Genomic DNA, 24,728 nt, shown 5'->3' with positions numbered 1-24,728 from the left:
TCCTGAGCACCCCGCCCCGGGGCACCCGTCCGCCCGGGATCCGGACGCCGGCTCCGGGCGGCGCGAGTAGAGTGCGGAATCGGCCCCGCACGCCGTCGACCCACCGGAAAGGCCCACCGTGATCGAGACCGTTCTGACCCGCCTGCACGACCCCGCCCGCAGAGGATTCGCCAGCGACAACTACGCGGGGGTCCACCCCGAGGTGCTCCAGGCGCTGGCGACCGTCAACGGGGGCCACGTCGGTGCCTACGGCGCCGATCCGTACACGGAGGCGCTCCAGGACGTGGTCCGCCACCACTTCGGCGAGCAGGCGGAGTGCTTCCCGGTGTTCAACGGGACCGGCGCCAACGTCGTCGCGCTCTCGGCGATGACAGACCGCTGGGACGCGGTGATCTGCACGGCCACCGCCCACGCGCACGTCGACGAGTGCGGGGCGCCGGAGAAGGTCGCCGGCGTGAAGATGCTCCCGGTGCCCGCGCCCGACGGCAAGCTGACCCCGGAGCTGATCGACCGGGAGGCCCACGGCTTCGGCTTCGAGCACCACGCCCAGCCGCGCGTGGTCACGGTGACCCAGTCGACGGAGCTCGGCACGGTCTACACCCCCGAGCAGCTGCGCGCGGTGTGCGAGCACGCCCACGGGCTGGGCATGACCGTCCACCTCGACGGCGCCCGCCTGGCCAACGCGGCCGCGGCGCTCGACCTGCCGCTGCGGGCGCTGACCACGGACGTGGGGGTGGACGTGGTCTCGTGGGGCGGGACCAAGAACGGCCTGATGGGGGCGGAGGCCGTGGTCGTGCTCACCCCCGAGGCCGTGCGCCAGCCCCGGTTCGTGCGCAAGCTCTCGACGCAGCTGGCCTCGAAGATGCGCTTCGTCTCCGCCCAGTTGCTGGCGCTGCACACCGGGGACCTCTGGCTCACCGCCGCCCGCCGGGCGAACGCCATGGCCCAGCGGCTGGCGGACGGCCTCACCGCCGTCCCCGGGGTGACGGTGACGCAGCTGCCGGACGCGAACGCGGTGTTCGCACTGCTTCCCCCGGGGGTCACCGCACGGATGCAGGAGCGCTGGCCGTTCTACGTGTGGAACGCGGCCACCGGGGAGGTCCGGCTGATGTGCTCGTGGGACACCACGGAGCAGGACGTCGACGGGTTCGTGGCGGCCCTGCGGGAGCAGACGGTCGGCGCCGGCCGCTGACGCCGCCTGCTCCGCCCCGCCCGGGTCCGCCCGGTGGGGCGGCGGCGCGGCGGGTCCCGCGGACCGCGGCGGGGTCACGGCACCACGTGCCGCGCCCCGGACGGTCGCTCAGCCGTCGAAGTGGGTGCCGGTCGGCCCCCTGGACACGGTGGCGACCAGCTCGGCCGCCAGGTCCCGCAGCTTCACGTTGCGGTGGCTCGAGGCGGCCCGGAGGATCTCCACGGCCCGGTCCTGGCTGCAGCGGTTCTGGGCCATGACGATGCCCACGGCCAGGTCGATGGTGGTGCGCGAGCTCATCGCCGCCCGCAGGTCGGTCGCGGTGTCGCGGTGGCGGGCCAGGCGCACGGCCAGCGCCAGCGAGGCCGACACGGAGGCCACCTGGCGGGTGACGACCTCGATGGTGGCCGCGTCGAAGGTGCCGGGGCGCTCGGCGTAGACGTCCAGGGCCGCGGCAGCCTCTCCCCCGAGCTCCAGGGGCACGCCCAGGGCGGCGCCGATCCCGGCCGCGGCCGCGGCCTGCCCGTAGGCCGGCCAGCGGGAGTCGGTGCCGGTGTCGGCCACGTGCACCACCCGGTGCTCGCGGGCGGCGGACAGGCAGGGCCCGTCGCCGTAGTGGTACTGGATCTCGTCCAGGGCCTCGGCCCGAGGACCGGAGGAGGCCACCGTGGCCGGGCGCCGCGGCCGCAGCAGCGTCACCGCGCACCACACCTCGTCCCCGTTGGCGGACAGGGCCCGGGCCATGGTGGCGGTGAACTCGTCGAGGAACGCGGTGATGTCCTCGGACTCCAGCAGCAGCTCCTGCAGCTGCGCCACGGGGACCCCGCCCGGGTCGCTCTCGGTCATCGGGTGGCCCCCCTGTCGTCGGTCAGGTGCTGGATCGGCGCCTGCCCGGGACGTCCCGGGCGTCGTGGACCCATCGTGCCAGGAATCCGGGCCGGCACGGGCGGCCCGGCGCGGCGCACCCGCCGGCCAAGACCCGGCGCGGCCGCTCGCTCAGACGAACAGGGCGGTGACCTTCAGGGCGGTCTGGGTGATCCCGTAGAGGAGCGGGATCCCCACGAGGGCCCAGCCGAGGACCAGTCGGGAACGGCTCATGTCATGCCTCCTTCGCGGGGACCTTGGCGGCGGACGGGGCGGTCTCGGGCTCGTGGTAGCGGGCGTCCACGGGCCGCACCAGGAGGTTGGCGACGAAGCCCACCACCAGCAGGCCGACCATGGTCAGCAGCGCGGGCTGGTAGGCCTGCGCGGTGAGCTGCCCGGGGGTGCCCTGGGCGTCGAGGAACGCGTTCACGATGAGGGGCCCGGCGATGCCGGCGGCGGACCAGGCCGTGAGCAGCCGGCCGTGGATGGCCCCGACCTGGAACGTCCCGAAGAGGTCCCGCAGGTAGGCCGGCACCGTGGCGAAGCCGCCGCCGTAGAAGGAGATGATGACGAAGGCCAGCAGCACGAACAGGAGCGTGGAGCTGAACCCGAACAGGGCCAGCACGGCGTAGAGGACGGCCCCCACGCCCAGGTAGATCATGTAGATGCGCTTGCGCCCCACGATGTCCGAGGTGGTCGACCACACGAAGCGCCCGCCCATGTTGCCGATGGACAGCAGCCCGACGAAGCCGCCGGCCACCCCGGCGGTCACGAGGGACGCCCCGTCGGCCTGGCGGAAGAAGTCCTGGATCATGGGGGCGGCCTGCTCGAGGATGCCGATGCCCGCCGTGACGTTGCAGAACAGCACGATCCACACGAGCCAGAACTGCCGCGTCCGGATCGCGTTGTTCGCGGAGACGTGGTTCGTGGTGACGAGCGCCTTCGTCGCGACCGTCGACGGGTCGAAGCCCTCGGGCTTCCAGCCGTCGGCGGGGACCTTGATGGTGAACGCCCCGAAGAGCATGTAGGCGAGGTAGACGACGGCGAAGGTCAGGAAGAGCTTGCCCACGGCGTCCCCGCTCGCCACCCACCCCTGGCCGCCGGACTCGGGGTCGTAGACGTTGAGCAGCGCCGCGGAGAGGGGGCTGGCGATCAGCGCGCCGCCGCCGAAGCCCATGATGGCCATGCCCGTGGCGAGTCCCGGGCGGTCGGGGAACCACTTGATCAGCGTGGAGACGGGCGAGATGTAGCCGATGCCCAGGCCGATCCCGCCGATCACGCCGTAGCCGAGATAGACGAGCCACAGCTGCTCGGTGAAGATCCCGGCCGCACCCACCAGGAACCCGCCGGACCACAGCAGGGCGGCGGTGAACATTGCCCTGCGCGGACCGCCGGTGTCCACCCACGTGCCGAAGACGGCCGCGGACAGGCCTAGCATGACGATCGCGATGGAGAAGATGATGCCGATCTCCGTCAGGCTGGCGTCGAAGTGCTCCACCAGCGCGGTCTTGTACACGCTCGTGGCGTAGGCCTGGCCGATGCACAGGTGCACCGCCAGCGCGGCGGGGGGAATGAGCCAGCGGTTGAAGCCGGGGGGTGCCACGGTGTGCTCTCGATCCAGCCAGCCCATGCCTCGACTCCTTCTCTGCTGCGGACATGCCGTGACAGGGCGGGCCCGGGGCGGCCTGGGGGCACGGAACCGGGCGCACCCGCTCCGGCGCACGAGGGTGAATCATGTCACATCACGGTCACGGGTGGAAAGCACCCTGTCGACCGGCGTGGCGCGCGCCCTGCCTCAGCGCCCCCGCACGGCCCGCCACACGCGCCGCCAGAAGGCGGCGAACCCCCGCTCCGCGACCGTGCGCTCCAGCCGCTCGATCCGGGCCGACTGTGCGCGCACGAGGTCGAGGAGCTCCCGGGCGAGGGCCTCGGAGCCGTCCAGGCGCACGTGCAGCCCCTCCGCCTGCGTGCGGAGCTCCCGGCCCAGGTACAGCGGCAGGCCGATGCCGTTCTCGGCGGTCCACTGCCGCAGGTGGCGCTCGCGCACGAGCAGCTCGTCCCGCAGGTGGGGCTCCGGGCCCGGCGCGTCGCGCCGCCGCTCCCGCACGGGGCGCGGCGGCCCCTCGACGCGGCCCACGGTGAACGTCTCGAGGAAGCGCAGCCGGAACTCCCAGTCCGCGGCGGCGGCCAGGGTCTCGTCGTAGTCCCCGAGCACCCCGTGCACCGCGCGCCGGTACACGAACGCCCCGGGCGCCGGGCGGTCGCCGCCGAGCGCGCCGGTGAGGCTGGGTGGCGCGGGCGGCGGCGCCCCGGCGTCCGGGGACTGCCCGGGGACCACCACGGCGTCGTCCGTGGCCAGCGGGTCCTCGAGCCGGGCCACGGCGCGCTGCAGGACCGTGGGGAACCACTCGTCGTGGTCGTCGCGGAGCACCACGAGCTCCGAGTCGCCCGCGCGCAGCCCCCGGTTCGCCGCGGCCCCCGGGGTCGGGCCACGGCGGTGGTGCAGGACCGCCGCCCGTCCCGCGAACGCCCTCCGCCGCGCGGCGAGGAGCGCGTCGACACCGGCGGGGTCCTCGCCGTCGTCCAGCACGACCAGCTGCCAGTCGGTGAAGGTCTGCTCCAGGACGCCGTCGAGGGCGCGGGCCAGCTGCGCGGGGCGCCCGCGGGTCCGGAGCAGGACGGCGACCGTGGGACGGGCGGGCGGCGCCGCGGGCGCGACGTAGCGGCGCCGGAGGGAGCGCACCACCGGGGCCCCGACCCCGCGCGGCGCGACGACCGTCGCGGGCGGCGGCTGGGGCCGCCCGCCCCGGAGCGCCTCCACCACCCCGTCCCACCAGCGCTCGCCCGCGGCGCGCAGGGCCGGCTCCGCGTCGGCCAGCGCCGACCGGACCGCGGCCCGGTGCTCGACGGCCTCCGCGGCCCACTGCTGGACGGCGGCCCGGGTGTCCCACGCCGCGGCACCGGGCGTGATCAGCGCGGCCAGCGGCACCACGTGCTCGGCCAGCCCCCACCGGCGCAGCACCGCATCCATGCGCTGCGCGGCATATGTGTCCGTGCTGACGGGGAGGACGTCGGCCCCGGCGGCCAGTCCGAGGGCGACCGCGCGGGGGCAGGTGGTCACGAGGTGCTCGGCCGCGTCCACCAGCGCGTCCGCCGACCCCACCGCCCCCGGCCGGTGCCGCCGGACGTCCGGCGGCAGGTGCGCGGCGACCGCCGCGGCGAAGTCCGCGTCCTCCGGCCGGCACGGCAGGACGGCGACCGCGCCGGGCGCCCGGTGCACCAGGGCGTCCAGCAGGGCGGCGAGCACCGGCGCGGCCTCCTCCGGGCCGATCGGCCCCGCGGGGCGCTCGAGCACCGCGACGACCGAGGGCGGCGCGTGCTCCGGTGCGTGGACCGGCACCCGCTCCGCCGTCCGCCCCGGTGCGCCCTCCGGTGCGTCCTCCCGTGCGTTCCCAGCTCCGTTCTCCGGTGCACGCTCCGGCGCCCGCTCCGGGGCGGGCGTCGGAGCGTGCGGAGCGGCGGGACCCGGAACGGCGGGACCCGGGAGGAGGAGGGTGTCGTCCCAGCCGAGGTGCAGGCCGGGGTGCTCCGGGCACAGCCGGGAGGCCAGCTCCACGGAGGACCCGTCCCGCAGCCCCACGAACGCGGCCGCGGCCAGCAGCTCGCGCAGCACCTCCGCCGGAGCGTCGCGGACGTCGAGCGCCAGACCGCTGAGCACGACCGGCCGGCCGGCATCCACGGCGGCCCGGGCCGCCTCGAGCCAGCCGGTGAGCAGCTCCGGGCCGGCGGGGCGCTCGGTCCCGACCAGCAAGAGCCCCTCCGCGGCCGGGGGCGCCTCCGCCGCGGCACCCGGTGCTGCCGTATCCTCTGCTCCGGTCCCGCCCCCGGCGGCCGGCCGCGGGGCGCCCGGCGGCGCGAGCACCGCCTCGACCCCGCGTGCGGCGAGCTGCAGGAGCAGCCGGTCCAGCTCGGCCTCCCGACCGAGGTGCGGCTCCCGGCCGCTGGTGCTGCTCAGGACGTCGATGCGCATGACGGGACAGGCCCTTCCTCCGGCGGCTCGTGCGCCCCCAGTCTCCCAGCCGGACCCCTGCCGGGACACCCACGACGGGGTCGGGCCCCGGCTGTCCCTCGTACGGTGTACGGAGTTGCAGGTCCGTACGGATCTGCCTTGTCCGCCTGCGAGCGCGTCCGTCATCGTGGAAGCACCACAGAGCACCGTCTCCGCCGGCAGCGACCACGTCGAGGACCGCCGCCCGGACCGCTCTCCGCCGACCCCCTGTATATGCCCGATCCGGCATATCGGTGCGGGTGCGCGGAGGACGCCCCGGGCCGTCGACCGACCGTCGCCGGTCCGGGCAGGACCGGCCCCGGAGAGCCCGCGCCTCGTCGCGGGAGAAGTCGAGGAGTTCCCAGCATGTTGACCGCCGCCGTCGTCAGCCCCCAGCCCATGACCCGCCTCGCCATGCAGCGGGAGTCCCTGGAGCACCCCGAGCACGGGGTGCGGGTCGGCGCCGTGGCGGGAACCGTGCCGGAGTTCCTGGCCCAGAACGCCCCGGAGGCCGCCGTGGTGCTGCTGAGCCTGAACACCCAGGACGGTCGCAGCCTGGTGCAGAACATCACCGACCTCGTGGCGCACGAGCACACCGTGGTGGTCCTCACGCCGCCGGACGAGCTCGTCCGCGTCCGCTCGGCCTTCGCGTGCGGTGCCTCGGGGGCCGTGGGCAAGTGCGAGCCGATCAAGGCGGTCTTCCGGACCATGCGGCTGGCCCGGCAGCTGGGCCACTTCGTGAGCGACGGCCTCCAGGCCTCCCTCGCCGAGCTGCCCAGCCGGCTCCCGGCCAAGCTGTCCGCCCGGGAGCGCGAGGTGCTCGCCCTCTACGTGGAGGGCCTCCAGGAGCAGGAGGTGGCCACCCGGCTCCGGATCGCGGAGTCCACGGTCGAGGAGCACCTCAAGCGGACCCGGCGCAAGTACGCCCTCGTGGAGCGCCCGGCCCGCACCAAGCTGGAGCTGTACAAGCGGGCCGTGGAGGACGGCATCATCCCGCCCGTCCTGCCGCTCGCCTGAGGTCCGGCCCACCGGAGCGGGAACCGCCGCGGGCCGGTGGGGCCCACCGTGACCCGCCCGTTGCGCGCCGCCCGTTGTGGCCCCCGCGGACCCGTTCCTAGACTGGGATCGGCACCATCGTGCGCGGTCCGCGTCCTGCACCGGATCCGCGTTCCCGGCCCGGCCCGCGCGCACGACCAGGGCGGCCGGCCCGGCGTCGTCGGCGGCGTGCGCGCCGCCGGTCGCAGAGGTCCGTCCGGGGGCGAGCGCCCCCGCACACAGGGAGCCAGTCCGATGGGGATCGTGGGCCATGAGGAGCACGACGACGAGGTCGCGCGGGCGCTCGAGGCGCTGCGGACCCGGCTGACCGGGGCGCTGGTCGAACCCGACGACCCGCTCTACGACGAGGCCCGGCGGGTCTGGAACGGCATGATCGACGTGCGCCCGCGCGCCGTCGCCCGGGCGGGCTCCGCGGCGGACGTCGACCCGGTGCTGGCCGCGGCCCAGCACACGGGCCTGCCGCTGGCCGTGCGCGGCGGAGGGCACAACGTGGCCGGGCACGGCACGGTGGAAGGTGGTCTGGTCCTGGACCTGGGCGCGCTGCGCCGGGTGGACGTGGACCCGGCGACCCGGCGCGTGACCGTGGCGCCCGGTGCGACCCTCGCCGACGTCGACCGCGCCACCGCCCCGCACGGGCTGGCCGTGCCCGTGGGCGTGGTGAGCGCGACCGGCATCGCCGGTCTCACGGTGGGCGGGGGCGTGGGGTGGCTGACCCGCAGCAACGGTCTCACCCTCGACAACCTCGTCGGCGCCGAGGTGGTCACCGGCACCCGGGAGCACCTGCACGTCGACGCGCGGCACAACCCGGACCTGTTCTGGGGGATCCGCGGCGGGGGCGGGAACTTCGGCGTGGTGACCTCCTTCACCTTCCTGGCCCGGCGGCTGCCGCCGTCCGTGCTCGGCGGGAACCTGGTCTACCGGCGGGCGCACTGGCGGGCCGCGCTGCAGGCCTACGCCCGCTGGACCGCGGACCTGCCGGACGAGATGAACAGCATCGTCTCGATGCTGCGCCTGCCGCCCGGGTTAGGCATGGGCGAGGAGCCGCTGCTGATCGTCGGCTTCACCTGGACGTCGCCCGACCACGAGGACGGCCTGCGCCTGATCGAGCGCCTGCGCGCGGACGCGCCGCCCGACGAGGAGGAGGTCGGCCCGGTGCAGTGGCCGGAGTGGCAGTCGGCCATGGACGAGCTCTTCCCCCGGGGCGCGCGCGGCTACTGGAAGAACGCCTCCTTCTCCCGCCTGGACGACGAGGTGGTCGACGCCCTGGTCGGCGTCGCCGGCGAGGTCACCTGGTTCGGCACCGGCATCGACATCCACCACATGGAGGGCTTCTTCGGCCGGGTGCCCGCCGGGGCGACCGCCTTCCCCAACCGGTCGTCGCGGTACTGGCTCAACGTCTACGGCTACTGGCTGGACCCGGCGGAGGACGTCCGCCTGACCGCCTTCGCCCGGAGGGCCCACGCCGCCATGGCGCCGTTCGCCGAGCTCGGCCAGTACGTGAACTTCCTCGGCGCCGAGCAGGGCCCCGTCACCCCCGAGGCGGCCCGGCAGGCCTACGGGGAGCGCACGCACCGGCGGCTCGTGGAGCTGAAGGACCGCTACGACCCGGGCAACGTCCTGCGGCTCAACCACAACATCGTGCCCAGCGCCGCCTGACGGGCCCGCGGGGACGCCGCCGCGGACCGCGGGGACGCCGCCGCGGACCGCGCGCGCCCACCGCGCCGGAGCGGGGCACCGGGCGGCCGGGGCGCGCAGCGGCGGCTCAGGCCGCCCCGAGCAGCCGCAGCCCGGCGGCGGCGGCCGCGCCCAGGAGGACGACCAGCAGGAACGGCGCCCTCAGCATCAGGGCGGCCCCCGCCACCAGCAGGGCCCCGAGCCGGGCGTCCAGCACCAGCGCCTGGCCGGAGCCGAAGGCGTTCATCACCACGAGGGCGGCCAGCAGGCCCACCGTGACGGTGCCGGCCATCCGCCCCACCCGGGGGTCGTCCAGCACCCGGTCCGGCACGAGGTAGCCCACGAGCTTCAGCCCGTAGGCCAGCGCGCACGCCGCGAGGACCCAGAACCACATGCTCATGCCCCGGCCTCCGTCCCGCCGGACGCCGCCCCGGCCGCGCCGGGTCCCCGGCGGCGGGAGCGGCCGAGGAGCGCGGCGACCACCGCGGCCACCAGGATCGGCAGCCCCGGCGGCAGCACCGGGATGGTCAGCGCCGTGACGAGCGCGCACACCACCGCGACCGCCACCGGCTCCCGGGCGCCGAGCCGGGGCCACAGCAGCCCGAGGAACGCCGCCACGGCGGCGCCGTCCAGGCCCCAGCGGGCGGGGTCGCCGAGGGCGTTGCCGAGCAGCGCGCCGACCACGGTGAACAGGTTCCAGAACAGGAACACCCCGACCCCCGCGGTCCAGAACCCCCGCCTCTCCTCGAGGGGGTGGGTCTGGGAGGACGCCGCGGCGTTGGACTCGTCGATGGTCATGTGCGCGGCGAGGAGCCGGAGCCCGCCGCGCGGACGGACCAGGGCGTTCATGCTCATGCCGTAGACGGCGTTGCGCACCCCGAGCAGGGTCGCGGCGCCCAGCGCCGAGGCCCCGGCCCCGCCGCCCGCGACCACCCCGATGAAGGCGAACTGGGACCCGCCCGTGAACATCAGCGCGGACAGGGCCACCGTCTGCCAGAAGCTCAGACCCGCCGCCACGGACAGCGCGCCGAAGGAGATCCCGTACAGCCCGGTGGCCACGGACAGGGACAGCCCGATCCGCACCGCCGGCGAGCTCCGCCAGTCGACGGGGACGGTGCCGCTCACGGGGTGGCCCCCGTGGCCTCCCGGGGCTCCGGCGCGCTCCGGCGTCCCTGCGCGGCGTCGAGGGCGTCCATCGCCTGGACGAGGGCCAGGTGGGTGAGGGTCTGGGGGAAGTTGCCGGTCATCCGCCGCCGCTCGGGCGACCACTCGGTGGACAGCAGGCCGAGGTCGTTGGCGCGGGAGAGGACCAGGTCCACGAGCTTGCGGGCGCTGTCGGCGCGCCCGGAGCGGGCGTACTGGGTGGCCAGCCACAGGGACGCGCCGAGGTGCGGGTTGTCCTGGCCCGAGAACCCGTCCACGCCGGTCACCCCGGCGTAGGCGTCGGGGTCCTCGGGGTCCACGGGCCCCAGGACGTTGCGGTAGCGGTGGATCAGCCCGCACGGGTGGCGCAGCTCCTCCTCGATCCGCCGCACGGTGCCCAGCATCCGCTCGTCGTCGTGGGCCACGAAGCCCACCTGCGGCAGCTGCAGCAGGGAGGCGTCCACGGTCCGCGACCCGTAGTACTGCACGAAGGAACCGACCTCGGGGTCGTAGCCGCTGGTCCAGATCTCCTCGGCCAGGGCGTCCCGCAGCTGCTCCCACACCGGTGCGTCCCCCGGCAGCCCGTGCAGGCGCACGGCGTCCACCCCGGACTGCAGGGCCGCCCACATGAGCACCCGGGAGTGCGTGTAGTACTGCCGCTCGCCGCGCATCTCCCACAGGCCCTGGTCCTTGACCTCGTAGTTCTCCACCACCGAGCGCAGCATCGCCTGCTGGAGCGGCCAGGAGAGGTGGTCCTCCGCCGCCCCGCGCCGGCGCAGCTTCTCGAACACGACCATGACGTGGCCCACGGCGTCCGTCTGGTGCTGGCCCGCCGCGCCGTTGCCCTCGCGGACCGGGCGGGAGCGCTCGTAGCCGGGCAGGTCTAGCTGGTGCTCGCGGCCGCGGCGCTCCCCGGCCACGCCGTAGATGTTCTGCAGGTCGTGGGGGTCCCCGGCCACGGCCCGCAGCAGCCAGTTGCGCAGCTGCACGGCCTCCCGGTCGTGGTCGTGGTCGAGCATGACCTCCAGGGCCATCGCCGCGTCCCGCAGCCAGGAGAAGCGGTGGTCCCAGTTGCGCTCGCCGCCCACCACGTCCGGCAGCGAGGTGGTGGGCGCGGCCACCAGCCCGCCCGTCTCCTGGTGCATCAGGGCCCGCACCACGAGCAGCGAGCGCCGGACCACGTCCGAGCGGCGGGCCACGGCGTGTCCGCGGACCGGGACGATGTGCACCGGCTCGTCCTGCTCGGCGGCCGGCGGGGTGTAGAGCCCGGACCAGTCCTGCCACAGCTCCACGGTGCGGGTGAGCTGCTCGTTGACGTCCACCGGCGCGGGCGGCGTGCGGTGGGACGGGAAGTGGGTCAGGACGAAGTCCCGGGCCTGGCCGGCGGAGACCGTGAAGGTCCCGCGGTGGCGGCGCTCGTCGTCGTCCGAGGACTCGGGCAGGGGCTCGCCGCGCAGCACGAGCGCGTCCGGCCCGGCCATGGCCACGAGCATGGGCGGGGCGGGGTCCCCGCCCTCGGGGTCCTCCTCCCCCTCGAAGCGGCTGACCCAGGGCACCACGGCGCCGTAGCCGAAGCGGACCCGCAGCTCCTGGTACATCTCGACCTCCCCGGTGAGGCCCTCCACGCGGCGGATCAGGTCCGTGCGGGAGGTCAGCGGGAGGAAGTCGGTGACGCGCACGGAGCCGGAGTCCGTGACCCACACGGTCTGCAGCACGAAGGTGTTCTCCACGTAGAACCGCTCCGCGACCTGGGCCCCGCTCTCCTCGTCGTCGAGGACCTCGCCGCCGGCCTCGTCGGCGACCGTGCAGGAGGGGGCGAGCAGCCAGCGCCCGTGGTCGGCCTCGCCCAGCAGGGCGCCGAAGACCGAGGGGGAGTCGAAGCGCGGGGCGCACAGCCAGTCGACCGAGCCGGTGCGGGAGACGAGCGGGCCCGTGCGCATGTTCGAGAGCAGGGCGTAGTCCTCGATCAGTGAAGCCATGCCTCAAGACTGGCACATCGCCGCGGGGCCCTCGGCCCGACCCTTGAAATATACCCCTTGGGGGTATACAGTGACGGCAGGACGACCGAGGAGGACCCATGACCCAGACCCTGCCGCCGCACGGGTACACCCAGGACAAGGACGCGTACCTCAAGCGCCTGCGGCGCATCGAGGGCCAGGTCCGCGGCATCCACCGGATGGTCGAGGAGGACAAGTACTGCATCGACATCCTCACCCAGATCTCCGCGATCCAGTCCGCGCTCAAGGCCGTGAGCCTCGGCCTGCTGGACGAGCACCTCAACCACTGCGTCGTGGGCGCCGTCGAGGCCGCCCAGGAGTCCGGGGACGTCGCCAGCGTGGACGACAAGCTCCAGGAGGCGTCCGCGGCCATCGCGCGCCTGCTCAAGAGCTGACCGGCCCCGCACCCCACCCACCGTTACCCCCAGAGGAGACCCCCGTGCGAACCACCGTGCAGACCACCGTCAACGTGTCCGGAATGACCTGCGGGCACTGCGTCATGTCCGTCACCGAGGAGCTGAGCGAGCTGGACGGCGTCGAGTCCGTCGACGTCGACCTCGTCGCCGGCGGCGTGTCCCCCGTCGTCGTCACCGCCGCCCGGGAGCTGACGCCCGAGGAGATCGCCGCCGCCGTCGAGGAAGCGGGGTACTCGGTTGCCTGAGACCCGCACGCGCGCGGCGGTGCCCGGCCCGGCGGCCGGGCCCCTGCGCACCCTCGAGCTGGAGATCACCGGCATGACGTGCGCCTCGTGCGTGAACCGGGTCGAGAAGAAGCTCGGCCGGCTCGACGGCGTGGACGCCTCCGTGAACCTCGCCCTGGAGACCGCCACGGTCCGCATCCCGGAGGGCGTGAGCGACGCGCAGGTCCTCGGGGCGGTCGAGGGCGCCGGCTACGGGGCCGTCGTCAAGGAGGCGCCCCGTCCCGGGCCCGACGACGACGGGGACGGCGGAGCGCCCGTCTCCGCGCTGGAGCGGGTGTCCGGCCGGGAGGCCTCCTCGCTGCGCTCCCCCGGGTCCCTGCGCCGGCGCCTGGCCGTGGCCGGGGCCCTCTCCCTGCCGGTGGTCGTGATCTCGATGCTGCCCGGCTTCCAGTTCCCGCACTGGGGCTGGGCGGCCGCGCTGCTGAGCCTGCCGGTCGTGACGTGGGCCGCCTGGCCGTTCCACCGCTCGGCCGCCGTCAACGCCCGGCACCTCACCTCCACCATGGACACCCTCGTCTCCCTGGGCGTGTCCGCCGCGTACCTGTTCTCGCTGTGGAACCTGCTGCGCGACCCGGCCATGACGGCCGGGGCGATGCTCGGGCACACCATGGACATGAGCGGGCACCAGCTGTACTTCGAGACCGGCGCCCTCGTGACCGCCTTCCTGCTGCTGGGCCGCTACCTCGAGGCCCGGGCGAAGACCCGCTCGGGGGAGGCGCTGCGGGCGCTGCTGGAGCTGGGCGCCAAGGACGCCGTCGTCCTCCGGGACGGCGTCGAGACGAGCGTGCCGGCCGAGCAGCTGCAGCCCGGGGACCGGATCGTGGTGCGCCCCGGGGAGAAGATCGCCGCCGACGGCGTGGTCGTCGAGGGCCGCTCGGCCGTGGACACGTCCCTGCTCACCGGCGAGTCCCTGCCGGTCGAGGTGGGCGTCGGCGACGCCGTGACCGGGGCGACGATCACCACGAACGGCCGGCTGCTGGTCGAGGCGACCCGGGTGGGCGCCGACACGACCCTGGCCCAGATGGGCCGGGCGGTCGTCCGGGCGCAGACGTCCAAGGCGCCCGTGGCCCGGCTCGCCGACCGGATCTCCGCGGTCTTCGTCCCGGTCGTCCTCGTACTGGCCCTGCTCACACTGGTGGGCTGGCTGGTGCTGACCGATGACGTCGACGCCGCGTTCGTGGCGGCGGTCTCCGTCCTCGTCATCGCCTGCCCGTGCGCCCTCGGCCTGGCCACGCCCACGGCCCTGCTCACCGGCACCGGCCGCGGCGCGCAGCTGGGGATCCTCGTCAAGGGCGCCGAGGTGCTCGAGGACACCCGCACCGTGGACACCGTGGTGCTGGACAAGACCGGCACCGTGACCAGCGGCCGGCTCTCCGTGGCCGCGGTGACCCCCGTGGGGACCTGCTCCCGGGACCAGGTGCTGGACCTCGCCGCCTCGGTGGAGCAGCACTCCGAGCACCCGATCGCCCGGGCCGTGGCCGCGGCCACCCCGCACCGGTTCCCGCTCTCCGGCTTCGTCTCGGCCCCCGGCGGCGGCGTCCGCGCGCACGTGGTGGACGGGATGCACTCCCGCTCCGTGGTGGTCGGTCGCACCACCTGGCTCGCCGAGAACGGCGTGCGCCTCGACGCGGCCCAGCTGGACGCGCTGCGGCGCGCCCAGGAGGGCGGGTTCACCACGGTCCTCGTGGCCGTGGACGGGGCGCTGGCCGGGTTCGTGGACCTGCGCGACACGGTGAAGGACGACGCCCGGGAGGCCGTCGAGCGGCTGCAGGGCCTGGGGCTGCGCCCGCTGCTGCTGACCGGGGACAACGAGCCGGTGGCCCGCGCGGTCGCGGCCGAGGTGGGCATCCCCGCCGAGGACGTCGTCGCCGACGTCAGCCCGGAGGGCAAGGTCGCGGTGGTGCGCGACCTGCAGGACGACGGGCGCGTGGTCGCCATGGTGGGCGACGGCGTCAACGACGCCGCCGCGCTGGCCCAGGCCGATCTGGGGATCGCGATGGGCTCGGGCACGGACGCGGCCATCGAGGCCGCGGACATCACCATCGTGCGCAGCGACGTGGGCTCGGTGCCCACGGCCATCGCGCTGTCCCGGCGGACCCTGTCGGTCATCAAGTCCAACCTGTTCTGGGCCTTCGCCTACAACGCGGTGGCCCTCCCGGTGGCCGCCGCCGGGCTGCTCAACCCGGTGGTCGCGGGCGCGGCCATGGCCTTCAGCTCCGTGTTCGTGGTGCTGAACTCCCTGCGGCTGCGCGGCTTCGGCCGCTGAGCCGGACCCCGGCCAGCACATGGCGACGCCCCGGGAGGACCGGAGTCCTCCCGGGGCGTCGCCGCGTGCGGAGCGCGCGGGTCAGGCGTCGCTGCTGCCCGGGGTGGCCACGCTGTCCTCGTCCTCCTCGAGGACCGGCAGCTCGCTCTTCTGCTCCTCCTGAGGAGCGTTCGAGGTGCTGTCCTGCGCATCGGCGCCCGGTGTGGCGGCCATCCGCTGCTGGACCTTTTCCTCGAACTCCGCGTCGCCCTCGGTGGGCGGCTCCGGCTGCTGGCTCATGCTGACTCCCGTCCTTGCGTCTGGAGCGGGGGCGCGGGGCGGCCCGGCTGCTCAGGTGGTGCCCAATCTACTGAGCGGGCGGGCGTCGGCCAAGCACCCGGGGCCCGCGGCCGGCCGCCGGGGCTCAGGAGCGGGGGGCTGCGTCGTCGCCGCGCGTGCCGCCGGCCGGGCCCCCCGTCGCGTCCCCGCCCGCGTCCCGGGGCGGGTCCCCGGCGGCGCCCCGGCCGAGGAGGTCCTCGCCCCGGGTGTCGGGGGGGACGCGCTGGCCGAACTCGGCCTCGCCGGCCGGGCGGGCCGCGGCCTCGCGGCGGGCGCGGGCCTCGGCGTAGAGCTTGGCCGAGGAGCGGTTGACGCCGGTGCCCTCCCCCAGATGGGGGTCGTTGGGCTTCTCGACGATCATGAGCGTGGCGCTGACCACCAGGACCACGATGAAGACGATGCCGGCCGTGATGAGGGCCAGGTCCACGCGCAGCTGGTTCTCGGTCCCGCCGCTGGCGAAGATCGCCACGCCGCCGAAGGCCACGGCCGCGAGCACGGCGGACAGGATCAGGGGGCCCTTGACGTCGGCCCGGAAGCCGCCTCGCGAGCCCTTGCGCTGTGCCACTCGTCCTCCTCGTGAAACCGGTGTGGTGGGCAGGCCGGGGCCTGCCGTGGGGTTGTCCAGTCTACGCCGTCCCGGCGGGGGCCCGCCCCCGCCGGTCCTCGTGCCGCAGGCTCAGCGCGGCGAGCAGGTGGGTGACGCCGATGACCACCGCGGCGGCGCCGACCACGCCGAAGAGCGCCTTCGCGCCGAGGTCGGCCACCAGCACGAGGCCCGTGGCGGCGAGGACCGTGACGAGCCCGGCGATGGTCCAGTCCCGGCCCAGCGGGAAGGTGGTGCGGGTCGTCAGCCCGAGCGCGAGCTCGGTGAGCCCGGCGACGCCCATGACGAGCCCGGCGTAGAGGGCGAGACCGTCGGGGCCGTCGGCGCCGAGGAGGGTGAGCGCCCCGCCCACGGCGTAGAGCAGGCCGTAGGACTGCGGGACCTGCCGGCTGCGGCCCAGGTCCACGTGGTCGTTGCCGTTGAGCCGCAGCTGCAGCAGGATGCTCGCCGCGCCCGTCAGCAGGAGGTAGAGGCCCACGCCCCACACCACCACGGCCATCGACGGCTCCTGCCAGAAGATGGTCACGGCGGCGAAGCACAGGGCCACGAGCGCGCGCAGCAGCGTGGGCGCGAACAGGTCGCGGTGGATGCCGGTGCTCGGTTCGGGGTTCACGGTGAGGCCTTTCGGGGACGGCTCGGCGGGGAGGCCCTGGTGCGGCGGCCCGGGCGGGGCCCGCGGGGCACCGGACAGTCTAGCGAGCGGCCCCGGGTGCCCGTCCGGGCGCCGGCCCGGGCTCCGACTGGGGCGCCGAGAGCACCCGGGCCAGCACCGCGAGGGCGTCCGGCAGGGCCCGCCCCTCCGGGGCGGCGCCGGTGGCGCCGAAGCCCACCACGACGCCGCGGCGCCCACCGCGGGCACCCTCCGCCCAGTAGGAGCCCAGGGCGGCGACCCGCACGCCCGCCGCCGCGGCCCGGGCCACGACGTCCTGCTCCTCGAGGGCCACCTCCCCGGTGAACTCCAGGACCGCGTGCAGCCCGCCGTCCATGGGCACGGCCCGCACCCCGCGGACCCCGGCGAGCGCGGTGCCGAGCAGGTCCCGCCGGCGCCGGTACTCCCGCCGCATCCGGGCGGTGTGCCGGCGCAGCCCGCCGTCGGCGAGGAAGCGGGCCATGGCGTCCTGGGCCACCGCCGAGGCGGGGTTGCCGAGGTCGGTGCGCAGCCGCAGCAGCTCCTCCCGCAGGGCCGGCGGGGCGACCAGGTAGCCGACCCCCAGCCCGGGCGCGAGGACCTTGGTGAAGGACCCCAGCGTGGCCACGTGCCCGCCGCCGCCGAGCCGCCGGCCGGGGGCGGGCGGGCGCGCGGCGGCACCGGGCCCGTGGTCGAGGGCGGACAGCGCCGGGAGGGGCTCGCCCACGTAGCGCAGCTCCGAGTCGTAGTCGTCCTCCACGATCAGGGCGTCGTGGGCGCGGGCCCAGTCGAGCAGCTCGAGGCGGCGGGCGGCGGGCATCGAGGCCCCGAGGGGGTACTGGTGGCTGGGGGTCACCACCACGGCGTCGGGGGCGCGGTCGACCTCCCAGTCCTCCGACCACGCGCCCGGCCACGCGCCGGACCACGCGCCGGACGGCAGCCGGGCGGGGTCGAGGCCGTGGTCGTCGATCGGCACGGGCAGCACCCGGTGGCCGAGCCGCTCCGGCACCCGGCGCAGGGACGGGTAGCCCGGGTCCTCCACGGCCACGCGCAGCGGACGGCCGGCGAGTCCGCCCAGGGCGGCGAGCAGCAGCTGGAGCCCGTCCCGGGCCCCAGCCGTGACGAAGAGGTCCTGCGGGTCCCGGACCACGCCGCGCATCAGCCGCAGGTGCTCGGCGATCTGCTCGCGCAGCGGCTCGGCGCCCTGGGGCGGGGGCGCGGCCGTCCCTGCGGCGGCGGCCGCGGCGTCCCGCCACGCGGCCCGCCAGCCGGGGGTGGCCAGCCGCGCGGTGTCGGGGCGCCCGGGGGTGAGGTCGATCATGGGCCGGTCCCGGCCCCGCCGCGGCGGCGGCGCCGGCGGCCGGGCCCCGGACCCGCCGCCGGCGCGGGGTCCCGCCCGCTCGACGCGGGAGCGGGCGAGGTCCGGGTGGACGACGGTGGCCCCGTTGGTCGCGTGCAGATAGCCCTCGCCGTGCAGCTGGTCGTAGGCGGTCACCACGGATCCCCGCGAGATGCCGAGCCGGGCGGCGAGCCCGCGCGTGGAGGGCAGCGGGTCGCCGGGGCGCAGCGCGCCGGAGACCACCAGCTCCCGCAGCTGCTGGACGAGCTGGGCGGGCAGCGGGGCGGGGTCCTCGCGGTCCACGTGCACCGGCAGGCCGACGTCGTGGGGGTGGCGCACGGGCACCTCGTTCCCGGGTCGAGGTCCGGGGCGCCGGACCGGAAGTGGTCCAACAGATTCTACTGTTGGTGGACCTGTTGGTGGACCACTTCCGGGCGGAGGATGGTCGCATGACCGATCTGCAGACCACTCCTGCCCAGTCCTCCTCCCGGACCGCCTCCTCCGCGGACGCCACCCCGCTCACCGGCTCCCCGCTGGTCAAGCGCGGCCTCGCCGACATGCTCAAGGGCGGCGTCATCATGGACGTCGTCACCGCCGAGCAGGCCCGCATCGCCGAGGACGCCGGCGCCGTGGCCGTCATGGCCCTCGAGCGGGTGCCCGCCGACATCCGCGCCCAGGGCGGCGTGGCCCGCATGTCCGACCCGGACCTGATCGAGGGCATCCAGGCCGCCGTGTCGATCCCCGTGATGGCCAAGGTGCGCATCGGCCACTTCGTGGAGGCCCAGGTCCTGGAGCACCTCGAGGTCGACTACATCGACGAGTCCGAGGTCCTCTCCCCCGCCGACTACGTCAACCACATCGACAAGCAGCGCTTCACCGTCCCGTTCGTGTGCGGTGCCACCAACCTGGGCGAGGCCCTGCGCCGGCTCGCCGAGGGCGCCGCCATGATCCGCTCCAAGGGCGAGGCCGGCACCGGGGACGTCTCGGAGGCCACCAAGCACATCCGCACCATCCGCGGCCAGATCGCGGAGCTGCAGGCCCTGCACGCCGTCTCCCCCGACGCCCTCTACGTGAAGGCCAAGGAGCTCGCCGCCCCCTACGACATCGTCCTGGAGGTCGCCCGCACCGGGAAGCTGCCGGTCGTGCTGTTCACCGCCGGGGGCGTGGCCACCCCCGCGGACGCCGCCATGATGATGCAGCTCGGCGCCGACGGCGTGTTCGTGGGCTCGGGCATCTTCAAGTCCGGCAACCCCGCCGCCCGGGCGCAGGCGATCGTGAAGGCCACCGCCTACTACGACGATCCCGAGAAGATCGCCGAGGCCTCCCGCGGGCTCGGCGAGGCGATGGTCGGGATCAACGTGGGCGACCTCCCGGCCCCGCACCGGCTCGCGGAGCGCGGCTGGTGAGCTCCGCGCCCCGGGTCGGCGTCCTCGCCCTGCAGGGCGGGGTCGCCGAGCACGCCGCGATGCTGCGGCAGCTCGGCGCCGAGCCCGTGCTCGTGAAGACGGCCGAGCAGCTCACCGGGCTGGACGCGCTGGTGCTGCCCGGCGGGGAGTCCTCCACCGTGGACCGGCTGCTGCGCCTGTTCGGGCTGCGCGACCCGCTGCGCGACGCCGTGCTCGGCGGCCTGCCGACCCTGGGCACGTGCGCCGGGCTGATCCTGCTCTCCTCCGGCATCGAGGACCCGGCCCCCGGCCAGCGCACCCTCGAGGTCCTGGACGTCACGGTGGCCCGCAACGCGTTCGGCTCCCAGACGGCCTCCGAGGAGGCCGTGCTCGCGTGGGGCGACGACGGGGCCGCGGTGCGCGCGGCCTTCATCCGCGCCCCCGTGGTGACGCGCGTGGGCGAGGGCGTCACGGTGCTGGCCCGGCACCGCGGCGAGGTGGTCGCGGTGGCGAGCGGCGGCGTGGTCGGCATCTCCTTCCACCCCGAGCTGACCGGGGAGACCGTGGTGCACCGGCACCTGCTCTCCCTCGTCGCCGCCCGGCGGGCCCTACCCGCCTGACCGGGGCCTTGCGCGGCGCCGTACGGCGGGTGCGGGTCAGTAGCTGCCGGAGGCCCCGCCGCCGGTGAAGCCGCCGCCCCCGCCGAAGGAGGACCCGCCGTCGGCGGCGCCGCCGCCCGAGCCGCCGGAGTACAGCCCCGGGTTGGCCAGGTAGAGCGGCAGCCACACGGCCGGGTTCGTCACGGCGTCGTCCGTGCGGTGGTGGTAGCGGTACGTCCGGTACGCCTTCCGCTGCTCGTCGGTGAGCCGCAGGCCGGGATCCCGCTGCCGGGCCGCCCGCAGCTCCTCGTCGGCGATCCGCCGCCGGCGGCGGAGGTCCGCGGCGATCCACCAGGCCACCAGCGCACCGGCCAGGCCGACGCCGCCCACGACCCAGCCGAGCAGGACCCAGTCGAAGGGGTCCTGCGGGGGCTCCCCGCCCTGCGCGTAGACGTAGACCTGCTCCACGGCCTCGCCCAGGCCCTGCGCGTAGCGCTCGTCCGCGAAGGCGGGCTCCAGCACGTCCTCCACGACCTGCTCCGCCTCGTCGTCCGTGAACCGCTCCCGCACCCCGTCCGCCGACTCGATCCGCAGCTCCCGGTCCCCGGTGGCCGCGAGCACGAGCACGCCGTTGTCCGCCCCGGCGTCACCCACCTCCCACGCGGCGGCGATCTCGCGGGCGCGGTCCTCGATCGGCCCACCGGCCTCCTGCACCGTCAGCACGGCGACCCGCGCGGCGTCCGTGGCCGCGTTGCGCTCCTCGATCAGGGCGTCGAGCTCCCGCTCCTGCGCGTCCGTGAGGACGTCGGCGGCGTCCAGGACGGCGGAGCCGGCGGGCGGCGCAGGCACGCCCGGCGCGGGGGCGGAGCACGCGGTGAGGGCGGCGCCGCCCAGGGCGAGCACGGCCAGGGTCCGACGGCGCACAGGTCCTCCTCCCAGCCCCCGGGCGGTCCGGGGTCCGGTTCCACCGTGGCAGGTCGCGGCCGCGGGCGGATCCGCCTGCAGGGCGAGCTCCGGCGCCGCGGGGCCGGGACCGCTCCGCCTGCGGGCGGACGGCCCCGGGCGGGTCCAGCGCTTCTGGTGGCTCCAACCCTTCCGGCGGGGTCAGCCCTTCCGGCCGATTCAGCCCTTCCGGCGGGTGGGCACGACCATCACCGGGCTGCCGCCCTCGTTGAGCACGGCCTGGGAGACGGAGCCCATGAGCAGGCCCCGGAACCCGCCGTAGCCGCGGCTGCCGACCACCACGAGCTCCGCCGCCCGCCCCGCCCGCACCAGCTGGTCCGCGGGCGTGCCCGAGAACACGTACGTCTCGACGTCCAGTCCCGGGTGGTCCTCCCGCACGGCCGCGGCGACCTGGTCCACCAGGGCCTGGGCGGGCTCGGTGAGCTGCTCGCGCACCGCCCGGTCCAGGTCCGCGGAGCCCGTGGGCATGCTCGTGGCCTCCGGCACCACCGTGACCAGCGTCAGTCCCGCGCCGTGCCGCCCGGCGTACCGCGCGGCCGCGACGACCGCCGGGTTGTCCCGGCCCAGCCGGTCCACGCCGACGAGCACGCGACCCCGGAACGGGCCCTCCGCACCGCGGACCGCTTCCGGGTCCCAGCGCTCGGGCAGCACGATCACCGGGCACCGGGCGTGCGCCGAGGCCGCCGCCGAGACCGAGCCGAGGCGCCCGCGCACGCCGCGGCGGCCGCGGCGGCCGAGCACCAGCGCGGCGGCGTGCTCGGACTCCTGCACCAGCACGCCCGCCGCGTCGCCGCGCTCGACGACGCCGACGGCCGGAACGCCGGACGCGCGGGCCCTCGCCACGGCGGCGCCGGCGACCTGGTCGCGCTCCGCCTCGATCGCCTCCAGGAACGGTCCGTACAGGCTGGGGTCCACGGCCACGGGCCGGCCCATGGAGACCACCACCTTCAGGTCGGACCCGAGGGACCGCGCCTCCTGGATCGCCCAGTCGAGGGCACGGTCGCTGTTCTCGGAGCCGTCGTAGCCGACGACGATCTGCTCTGCCATGGACGGCTGCTTCCTGTTCTCGCGGCGGGCGCTCCCGGAGGAGCGGCTCAGGCGGGGTGGGCGGGCACGATCATGACCGGTCCGGCGGCGTTCTCCAGCACGGCCTGGGAGACCGAGCCGAGCAGCAGCCCGCGGAACCCGCCGATGCCGCGGGAGCCGACCACGACCAGGTCCGCGGAGTGCGTGGCGTTCATCAGGATGCGCCCCGGGCGGCCGACGAAGATGTGGTGCTCCACGGTGAGGCCGGGGTGCTCGGACGCGATCTCCTGCGAGATCTCCTCGAGCTTGCGCTCGGCCTCGCGGAAGTAGCGGGCCTCGTTGAACTCGTCCTGGAACCAGGAGGGCGTGCCGGACAGGGCCCCGTTGACGGACACGAGCGCCAGGGGCTTGCCGTGCTCCTCGGCGTAGCGCACGGCCTGCCACAGCGCCGGGTTGCGCGAGCCGAGGGCGTCGAGGCCCACGACCACCCGCCCCGAGAAGTCGACGTCCTCCGCCCTGACCGGCCCCTGCTCCTCGAGCGCGTAGTCGGTGCCGCCGCGGCTGCGCTCGCTGTGCCGCTTCTCGGCCGGCTCGGGGACGACCACGACCGGGCACTTGGCGTGCGCGGCGACCGCCGCGGAGACCGAGCCGAGCCGGCCGCGCAGGGCCCCGCCGCGGCCGCGCTTGCCCATGACGACGAGCGCGGCCCTGCCGGAGCGCTCCACGACGGCCTTGGCGGCGTCCCCGGCGGCCTCGACGGTCTCCACGGGCAGGCCCGCGTCCTCCACGACCCGCCGGGCCTCGGCGAGGTGCTCAGCGTTCTCCTTGGTCACCGCCTCAGTGAAACGCTGCTCGAGCCCGGGGTCGCCCACCCCGATGACCGGGTAGGCGCCGACCAGGAGGACCGACAGCTGGTGCGCCCGGGCCTCCTCGACCGCCCGGTCCAGGGCGTGCCGGGCCTGGTCCGACCCGTCGATCCCGACGAGCACGACATCGTGTCCGGCAGCGGGCTGGTTCTGCGTGCGGGAGTCGTTGTCCATGGTCGGAATTTTAGGTGATCCGCACCACGTCCCCCCGTGGCTTCCCGGTTGTTACCGCGCGTTCCGGAGCATCCAGGCGTCGCCGCGGGCGCGCAGCCCCAGGGTCAGCGCCCGGGCCCCCAGGTAGCCTCCCGCGTAGGCGATCCACAGCCCCACGAGCGCGCCGGCGCCCGAGCCGCCGGCGCCGGCCACGAGCGCCAGCAGCGGGGCGTAGACGGCGAGGTTGAGCACCCCGGCCACGGCGAGGTAGCGGGCGTCCCCGGCCCCGATGAGCACCCCGTCGAGGACGAAGACGTAGGCGGCCAGCGGCTGGCCGGCCGCGACCACGAGCAGGGCCGCCGCGAACAGGGCCTGCACGGCCGGGTCCGGGCTGAGCAGGAAGCCCAGGCGCGTCCCGAGCACGGCCACGAGCAGGCCGGTCACTACCCCGAAGCCGAGGCCCCAGAGCACCAGCCGGCGCATCAGGTCGCGGACCGCCCGCCGCTCGGCCGGCTCCGCCAGGTCCCGGGCGCCCATCTCCCGGCCCAGCAGCGCCTGCGCGGCGATGGCCAGGGCGTCGAGGGCGAAGGCGAGGAAGCTGAACACCGTCATCACGAGCTGGTGAGCGGCCAGGTTCTGGGCGCCCTGGGCCGTGACCACCAGTACGGTCGCGAGGATGGCGATCCGCAGGGACACCGTGCGCAGCATCAGCCAGGACCCCACGGCCAGGTGGGCGCGCAGCCGGGTCCACGAGGTCCCCGGCCCCACCCCGTGCCGGCGGGCCAGCCGGTGCACGATCCGCAGGTAGGCCAGGGCCATGGCCCACTGCACGGCGCTCGTGCCGGCCGCGGCACCGGCCACGCCCAGGCCGGCGCCGTGCACCAGAAGGACGTTCAGCACCGCGTTGGCCGCCGCCCCGATCCCCGCGATGAGCAGCGGGGTCCTCGTGTCCTGCAGCCCGCGCAGCACGCCGGTGGCGGCGAGCACCACCAGCATGGCGGTCAGCCCGGGCAGGGACCAGTGCAGGTAGGCGACCGCGTGCTCCAGGACCTCCCCGCGGGCGCCCATCCGCTCCAGCAGGGGACGGCCGAACGCCCGGCCGGCCGCGGAGAGGACCACGCCGAGCCCGGCGGCCACCCACAGCCCGTCCCGGCCCACCGCCACGGCCTCGGCCGGCCGGCCGGCGCCGAGGTGGCGGGCCACCGCGGGCGTGGTGCTGTAGGCGAGGAAGACCATCAGCCCCACGACCGTCTGGACCAGGGCGGCGGCCACGCCCACCCCCGCCAGCTGCGGGGTGCCCAGGTGGCCGACGATCGCCGTGTCCGCCAGCAGGAACAGCGGCTCGGCCACGAGCGCGCCGAAGGCGGGCACCGCCAGGGCCAGGATCTGCCGGTTGAGCCCGCGCGGGCGTGCGGTGGTGGTCACCGGACCAGGCTACCGACGGGCCGGCACCCGGCCGCGCTCACAGGCCCCGGAGGCGGTCCGTCTCGCGGCGGTCCTTCTTGGTGGGACGCCCGGCGCCCCGGTCCCGGCGCGGCACGGCCGCGTGCAGGGCCGGGGGCGGGGGCGGGCTGTGGTCCACGTAGGCGGCCGCGGCCGCGGGCGCGCCGACGCGCTTGGTCAGCAGCTGGACGACCTCCAGCACCTGCTCGTGGCCGGGGCGGCGCACGCTCACCCGCTGGCCGGGCCGGACGGGCTGGGCCGCCTTGACCGAGGTGCCGTCGATCTTGACGTGGCCCGCCCGGCACGCCGCCGTGGCGGCGGACCGGGTCTTGAACACGCGCACCGCCCACAGCCACGCGTCCACGCGCACGCTCGCCGGCGCGGCCGTCACCGGTGCCCCTCCGGGGCGGGGATGTGCTCCGTCCGAGTCATGAGCCCATTGTGCCGAAGACCGGGCGCCGGCGCGG

Annotated in this window: 24 protein-coding genes; 8 read left to right on the top strand and 16 right to left on the bottom strand. The window is 75.9% G+C overall.

All coding sequences use genetic code 11. From position 1 onward, the window contains the following. The first annotated feature begins 118 nt into the window (after nucleotides 1-118). Nucleotides 119-1,192: a threonine aldolase family protein gene (locus tag ACWCOM_RS10130; protein WP_454548620.1), complete on the top strand. Its 1,074-nt coding sequence runs from the start codon at nucleotides 119-121 to the stop codon at nucleotides 1,190-1,192. Nucleotides 1,193-1,300: 108 nt separating this feature from the next. Here the strand turns inward: ACWCOM_RS10130 and ACWCOM_RS10125 are convergent, their stop codons facing one another. From ACWCOM_RS10125 to ACWCOM_RS10110, 4 genes are all read right to left on the bottom strand, one after another. Next, on the bottom strand, nucleotides 1,301-2,035 hold the full coding sequence (locus ACWCOM_RS10125) for a GAF and ANTAR domain-containing protein (protein ID WP_454548619.1): 735 nt from the start codon (nucleotides 2,033-2,035) through the stop codon (nucleotides 1,301-1,303). Nucleotides 2,036-2,185: 150 nt separating this feature from the next. Further along, nucleotides 2,186-2,287, bottom strand: a complete 102-nt coding sequence (locus ACWCOM_RS10120) for an MFS transporter small subunit (RefSeq protein ID WP_454548618.1) — start codon at nucleotides 2,285-2,287, stop codon at nucleotides 2,186-2,188. A gap of 1 nt (nucleotide 2,288) precedes the next feature. After that, nucleotides 2,289-3,683: an OFA family MFS transporter gene (locus ACWCOM_RS10115; RefSeq protein ID WP_454548617.1), complete on the bottom strand. Its 1,395-nt coding sequence runs from the start codon at nucleotides 3,681-3,683 to the stop codon at nucleotides 2,289-2,291. A gap of 165 nt (nucleotides 3,684-3,848) precedes the next feature. Beyond that, on the bottom strand, nucleotides 3,849-6,083 hold the full coding sequence (locus ACWCOM_RS10110) for a glycosyltransferase (RefSeq protein WP_454548616.1): 2,235 nt from the start codon (nucleotides 6,081-6,083) through the stop codon (nucleotides 3,849-3,851). A gap of 384 nt (nucleotides 6,084-6,467) precedes the next feature. Between ACWCOM_RS10110 and ACWCOM_RS10105 the strand changes: the two genes are divergently transcribed. Together ACWCOM_RS10105 and ACWCOM_RS10100 are read left to right on the top strand one after the other, a co-directional pair. Further along, nucleotides 6,468-7,118 carry a response regulator transcription factor gene (locus ACWCOM_RS10105; RefSeq protein WP_454548615.1) on the top strand — a complete coding sequence of 217 codons (651 nt, stop codon included), beginning with the start codon at nucleotides 6,468-6,470 and terminating at the stop codon, nucleotides 7,116-7,118. Between the two features lie 273 nt (nucleotides 7,119-7,391). Further along, nucleotides 7,392-8,813 carry an FAD-binding oxidoreductase gene (locus tag ACWCOM_RS10100; RefSeq protein WP_454548614.1) on the top strand — a complete coding sequence of 474 codons (1,422 nt, stop codon included), beginning with the start codon at nucleotides 7,392-7,394 and terminating at the stop codon, nucleotides 8,811-8,813. A gap of 106 nt (nucleotides 8,814-8,919) precedes the next feature. Here ACWCOM_RS10100 and ACWCOM_RS10095 read toward each other — a convergent pair whose 3' ends face one another. From ACWCOM_RS10095 to ACWCOM_RS10085, 3 genes are read right to left on the bottom strand one after another with little or no spacing between them, the layout of a single operon-like run. Continuing rightward, nucleotides 8,920-9,231, bottom strand: a complete 312-nt coding sequence (locus tag ACWCOM_RS10095) for an AzlD domain-containing protein (RefSeq protein ID WP_454548613.1) — start codon at nucleotides 9,229-9,231, stop codon at nucleotides 8,920-8,922. Next, on the bottom strand, nucleotides 9,228-9,956 hold the full coding sequence (locus ACWCOM_RS10090; protein ID WP_454548612.1) for an AzlC family ABC transporter permease: 729 nt from the start codon (nucleotides 9,954-9,956) through the stop codon (nucleotides 9,228-9,230). The genes ACWCOM_RS10095 and ACWCOM_RS10090 overlap by 4 nt, the downstream gene beginning before the upstream one ends. Continuing rightward, complete coding sequence (locus tag ACWCOM_RS10085) at nucleotides 9,953-11,953, bottom strand: glycoside hydrolase family 15 protein (RefSeq protein ID WP_454548611.1); 2,001 nt, start codon at nucleotides 11,951-11,953, stop codon at nucleotides 9,953-9,955. Before ACWCOM_RS10085 ends, ACWCOM_RS10090 begins: the two co-directional genes overlap by 4 nt. 98 nt (nucleotides 11,954-12,051) lie before the next feature. Here ACWCOM_RS10085 and ACWCOM_RS10080 point away from each other — a divergent pair, with 98 nt between their 5' ends. The 3 genes from ACWCOM_RS10080 (at nucleotide 12,052) to ACWCOM_RS10070 (ending at nucleotide 14,937) form a co-directional block, all read left to right on the top strand. Then, nucleotides 12,052-12,366 (top strand): metal-sensitive transcriptional regulator, encoded by a 315-nt coding sequence (locus ACWCOM_RS10080; RefSeq protein WP_156269099.1) that lies wholly within the window; start codon nucleotides 12,052-12,054, stop codon nucleotides 12,364-12,366. A 56-nt stretch (nucleotides 12,367-12,422) separates the two neighbouring features. After that, nucleotides 12,423-12,632 carry a cation transporter gene (locus ACWCOM_RS10075; protein ID WP_454548628.1) on the top strand — a complete coding sequence of 70 codons (210 nt, stop codon included), beginning with the start codon at nucleotides 12,423-12,425 and terminating at the stop codon, nucleotides 12,630-12,632. A 73-nt stretch (nucleotides 12,633-12,705) separates the two neighbouring features. After that, complete coding sequence (locus tag ACWCOM_RS10070; protein ID WP_454548627.1) at nucleotides 12,706-14,937, top strand: heavy metal translocating P-type ATPase; 2,232 nt, start codon at nucleotides 12,706-12,708, stop codon at nucleotides 14,935-14,937. Nucleotides 14,938-15,018: 81 nt separating this feature from the next. On the opposite strand, the gene ACWCOM_RS10065 is transcribed toward ACWCOM_RS10070, so the two are convergent. From ACWCOM_RS10065 to pdxR, 4 genes are all read right to left on the bottom strand, one after another. Beyond that, nucleotides 15,019-15,216, bottom strand: coding sequence for a hypothetical protein (locus ACWCOM_RS10065; RefSeq protein WP_454548610.1), 198 nt, complete (start codon nucleotides 15,214-15,216; stop codon nucleotides 15,019-15,021). Between the two features lie 124 nt (nucleotides 15,217-15,340). Continuing rightward, entirely contained in the window at nucleotides 15,341-15,820 is a 480-nt protein-coding gene (locus tag ACWCOM_RS10060) for a hypothetical protein (protein ID WP_454548609.1), read from the bottom strand. 61 nt (nucleotides 15,821-15,881) lie between these two features. Next, nucleotides 15,882-16,472 (bottom strand): DUF308 domain-containing protein, encoded by a 591-nt coding sequence (locus tag ACWCOM_RS10055; RefSeq protein ID WP_454548608.1) that lies wholly within the window; start codon nucleotides 16,470-16,472, stop codon nucleotides 15,882-15,884. Between the two features lie 79 nt (nucleotides 16,473-16,551). After that, a complete protein-coding gene (pdxR, locus tag ACWCOM_RS10050) occupies nucleotides 16,552-18,165 on the bottom strand; it encodes a MocR-like pyridoxine biosynthesis transcription factor PdxR (protein ID WP_454548607.1) in 1,614 nt (537 codons plus the stop codon). 110 nt (nucleotides 18,166-18,275) lie between these two features. Here pdxR and pdxS point away from each other — a divergent pair, with 110 nt between their 5' ends. Next, nucleotides 18,276-19,232, top strand: coding sequence for a pyridoxal 5'-phosphate synthase lyase subunit PdxS (gene pdxS / locus ACWCOM_RS10045; RefSeq protein WP_454548606.1), 957 nt, complete (start codon nucleotides 18,276-18,278; stop codon nucleotides 19,230-19,232). Continuing rightward, the gene (gene pdxT / locus ACWCOM_RS10040) at nucleotides 19,229-19,831 is read left to right on the top strand and encodes a pyridoxal 5'-phosphate synthase glutaminase subunit PdxT (protein ID WP_454548605.1); all 603 of its coding nucleotides are present in this window, start codon (nucleotides 19,229-19,231) and stop codon (nucleotides 19,829-19,831) included. Before pdxS ends, pdxT begins: the two co-directional genes overlap by 4 nt. Before the next feature lie 36 nt (nucleotides 19,832-19,867). On the opposite strand, the gene ACWCOM_RS10035 is transcribed toward pdxT, so the two are convergent. The 5 genes from ACWCOM_RS10035 to ACWCOM_RS10015 all read right to left on the bottom strand — a co-directional run bounded on the left by ACWCOM_RS10035 (nucleotide 19,868) and on the right by ACWCOM_RS10015 (nucleotide 24,652). Then, entirely contained in the window at nucleotides 19,868-20,734 is an 867-nt protein-coding gene (locus ACWCOM_RS10035; protein ID WP_454548604.1) for a TPM domain-containing protein, read from the bottom strand. Between the two features lie 198 nt (nucleotides 20,735-20,932). Beyond that, a complete protein-coding gene (locus ACWCOM_RS10030) occupies nucleotides 20,933-21,820 on the bottom strand; it encodes a universal stress protein (protein WP_454548603.1) in 888 nt (295 codons plus the stop codon). 47 nt (nucleotides 21,821-21,867) lie between these two features. Then, nucleotides 21,868-22,839 carry a universal stress protein gene (locus tag ACWCOM_RS10025; RefSeq protein ID WP_454548602.1) on the bottom strand — a complete coding sequence of 324 codons (972 nt, stop codon included), beginning with the start codon at nucleotides 22,837-22,839 and terminating at the stop codon, nucleotides 21,868-21,870. Between the two features lie 51 nt (nucleotides 22,840-22,890). Continuing rightward, nucleotides 22,891-24,243 (bottom strand): MATE family efflux transporter, encoded by a 1,353-nt coding sequence (locus ACWCOM_RS10020; RefSeq protein WP_454548601.1) that lies wholly within the window; start codon nucleotides 24,241-24,243, stop codon nucleotides 22,891-22,893. Between the two features lie 37 nt (nucleotides 24,244-24,280). Beyond that, on the bottom strand, nucleotides 24,281-24,652 hold the full coding sequence (locus ACWCOM_RS10015; RefSeq protein ID WP_454548600.1) for an RNA-binding S4 domain-containing protein: 372 nt from the start codon (nucleotides 24,650-24,652) through the stop codon (nucleotides 24,281-24,283). Nucleotides 24,653-24,728 lie beyond the last annotated feature (76 nt).

This window comes from Kocuria sp. KH4, from assembly GCF_053711175.1.
Note: the sequence above shows the minus strand (reverse complement) of the source record. Positions and strands in the feature narration are given on the sequence as shown.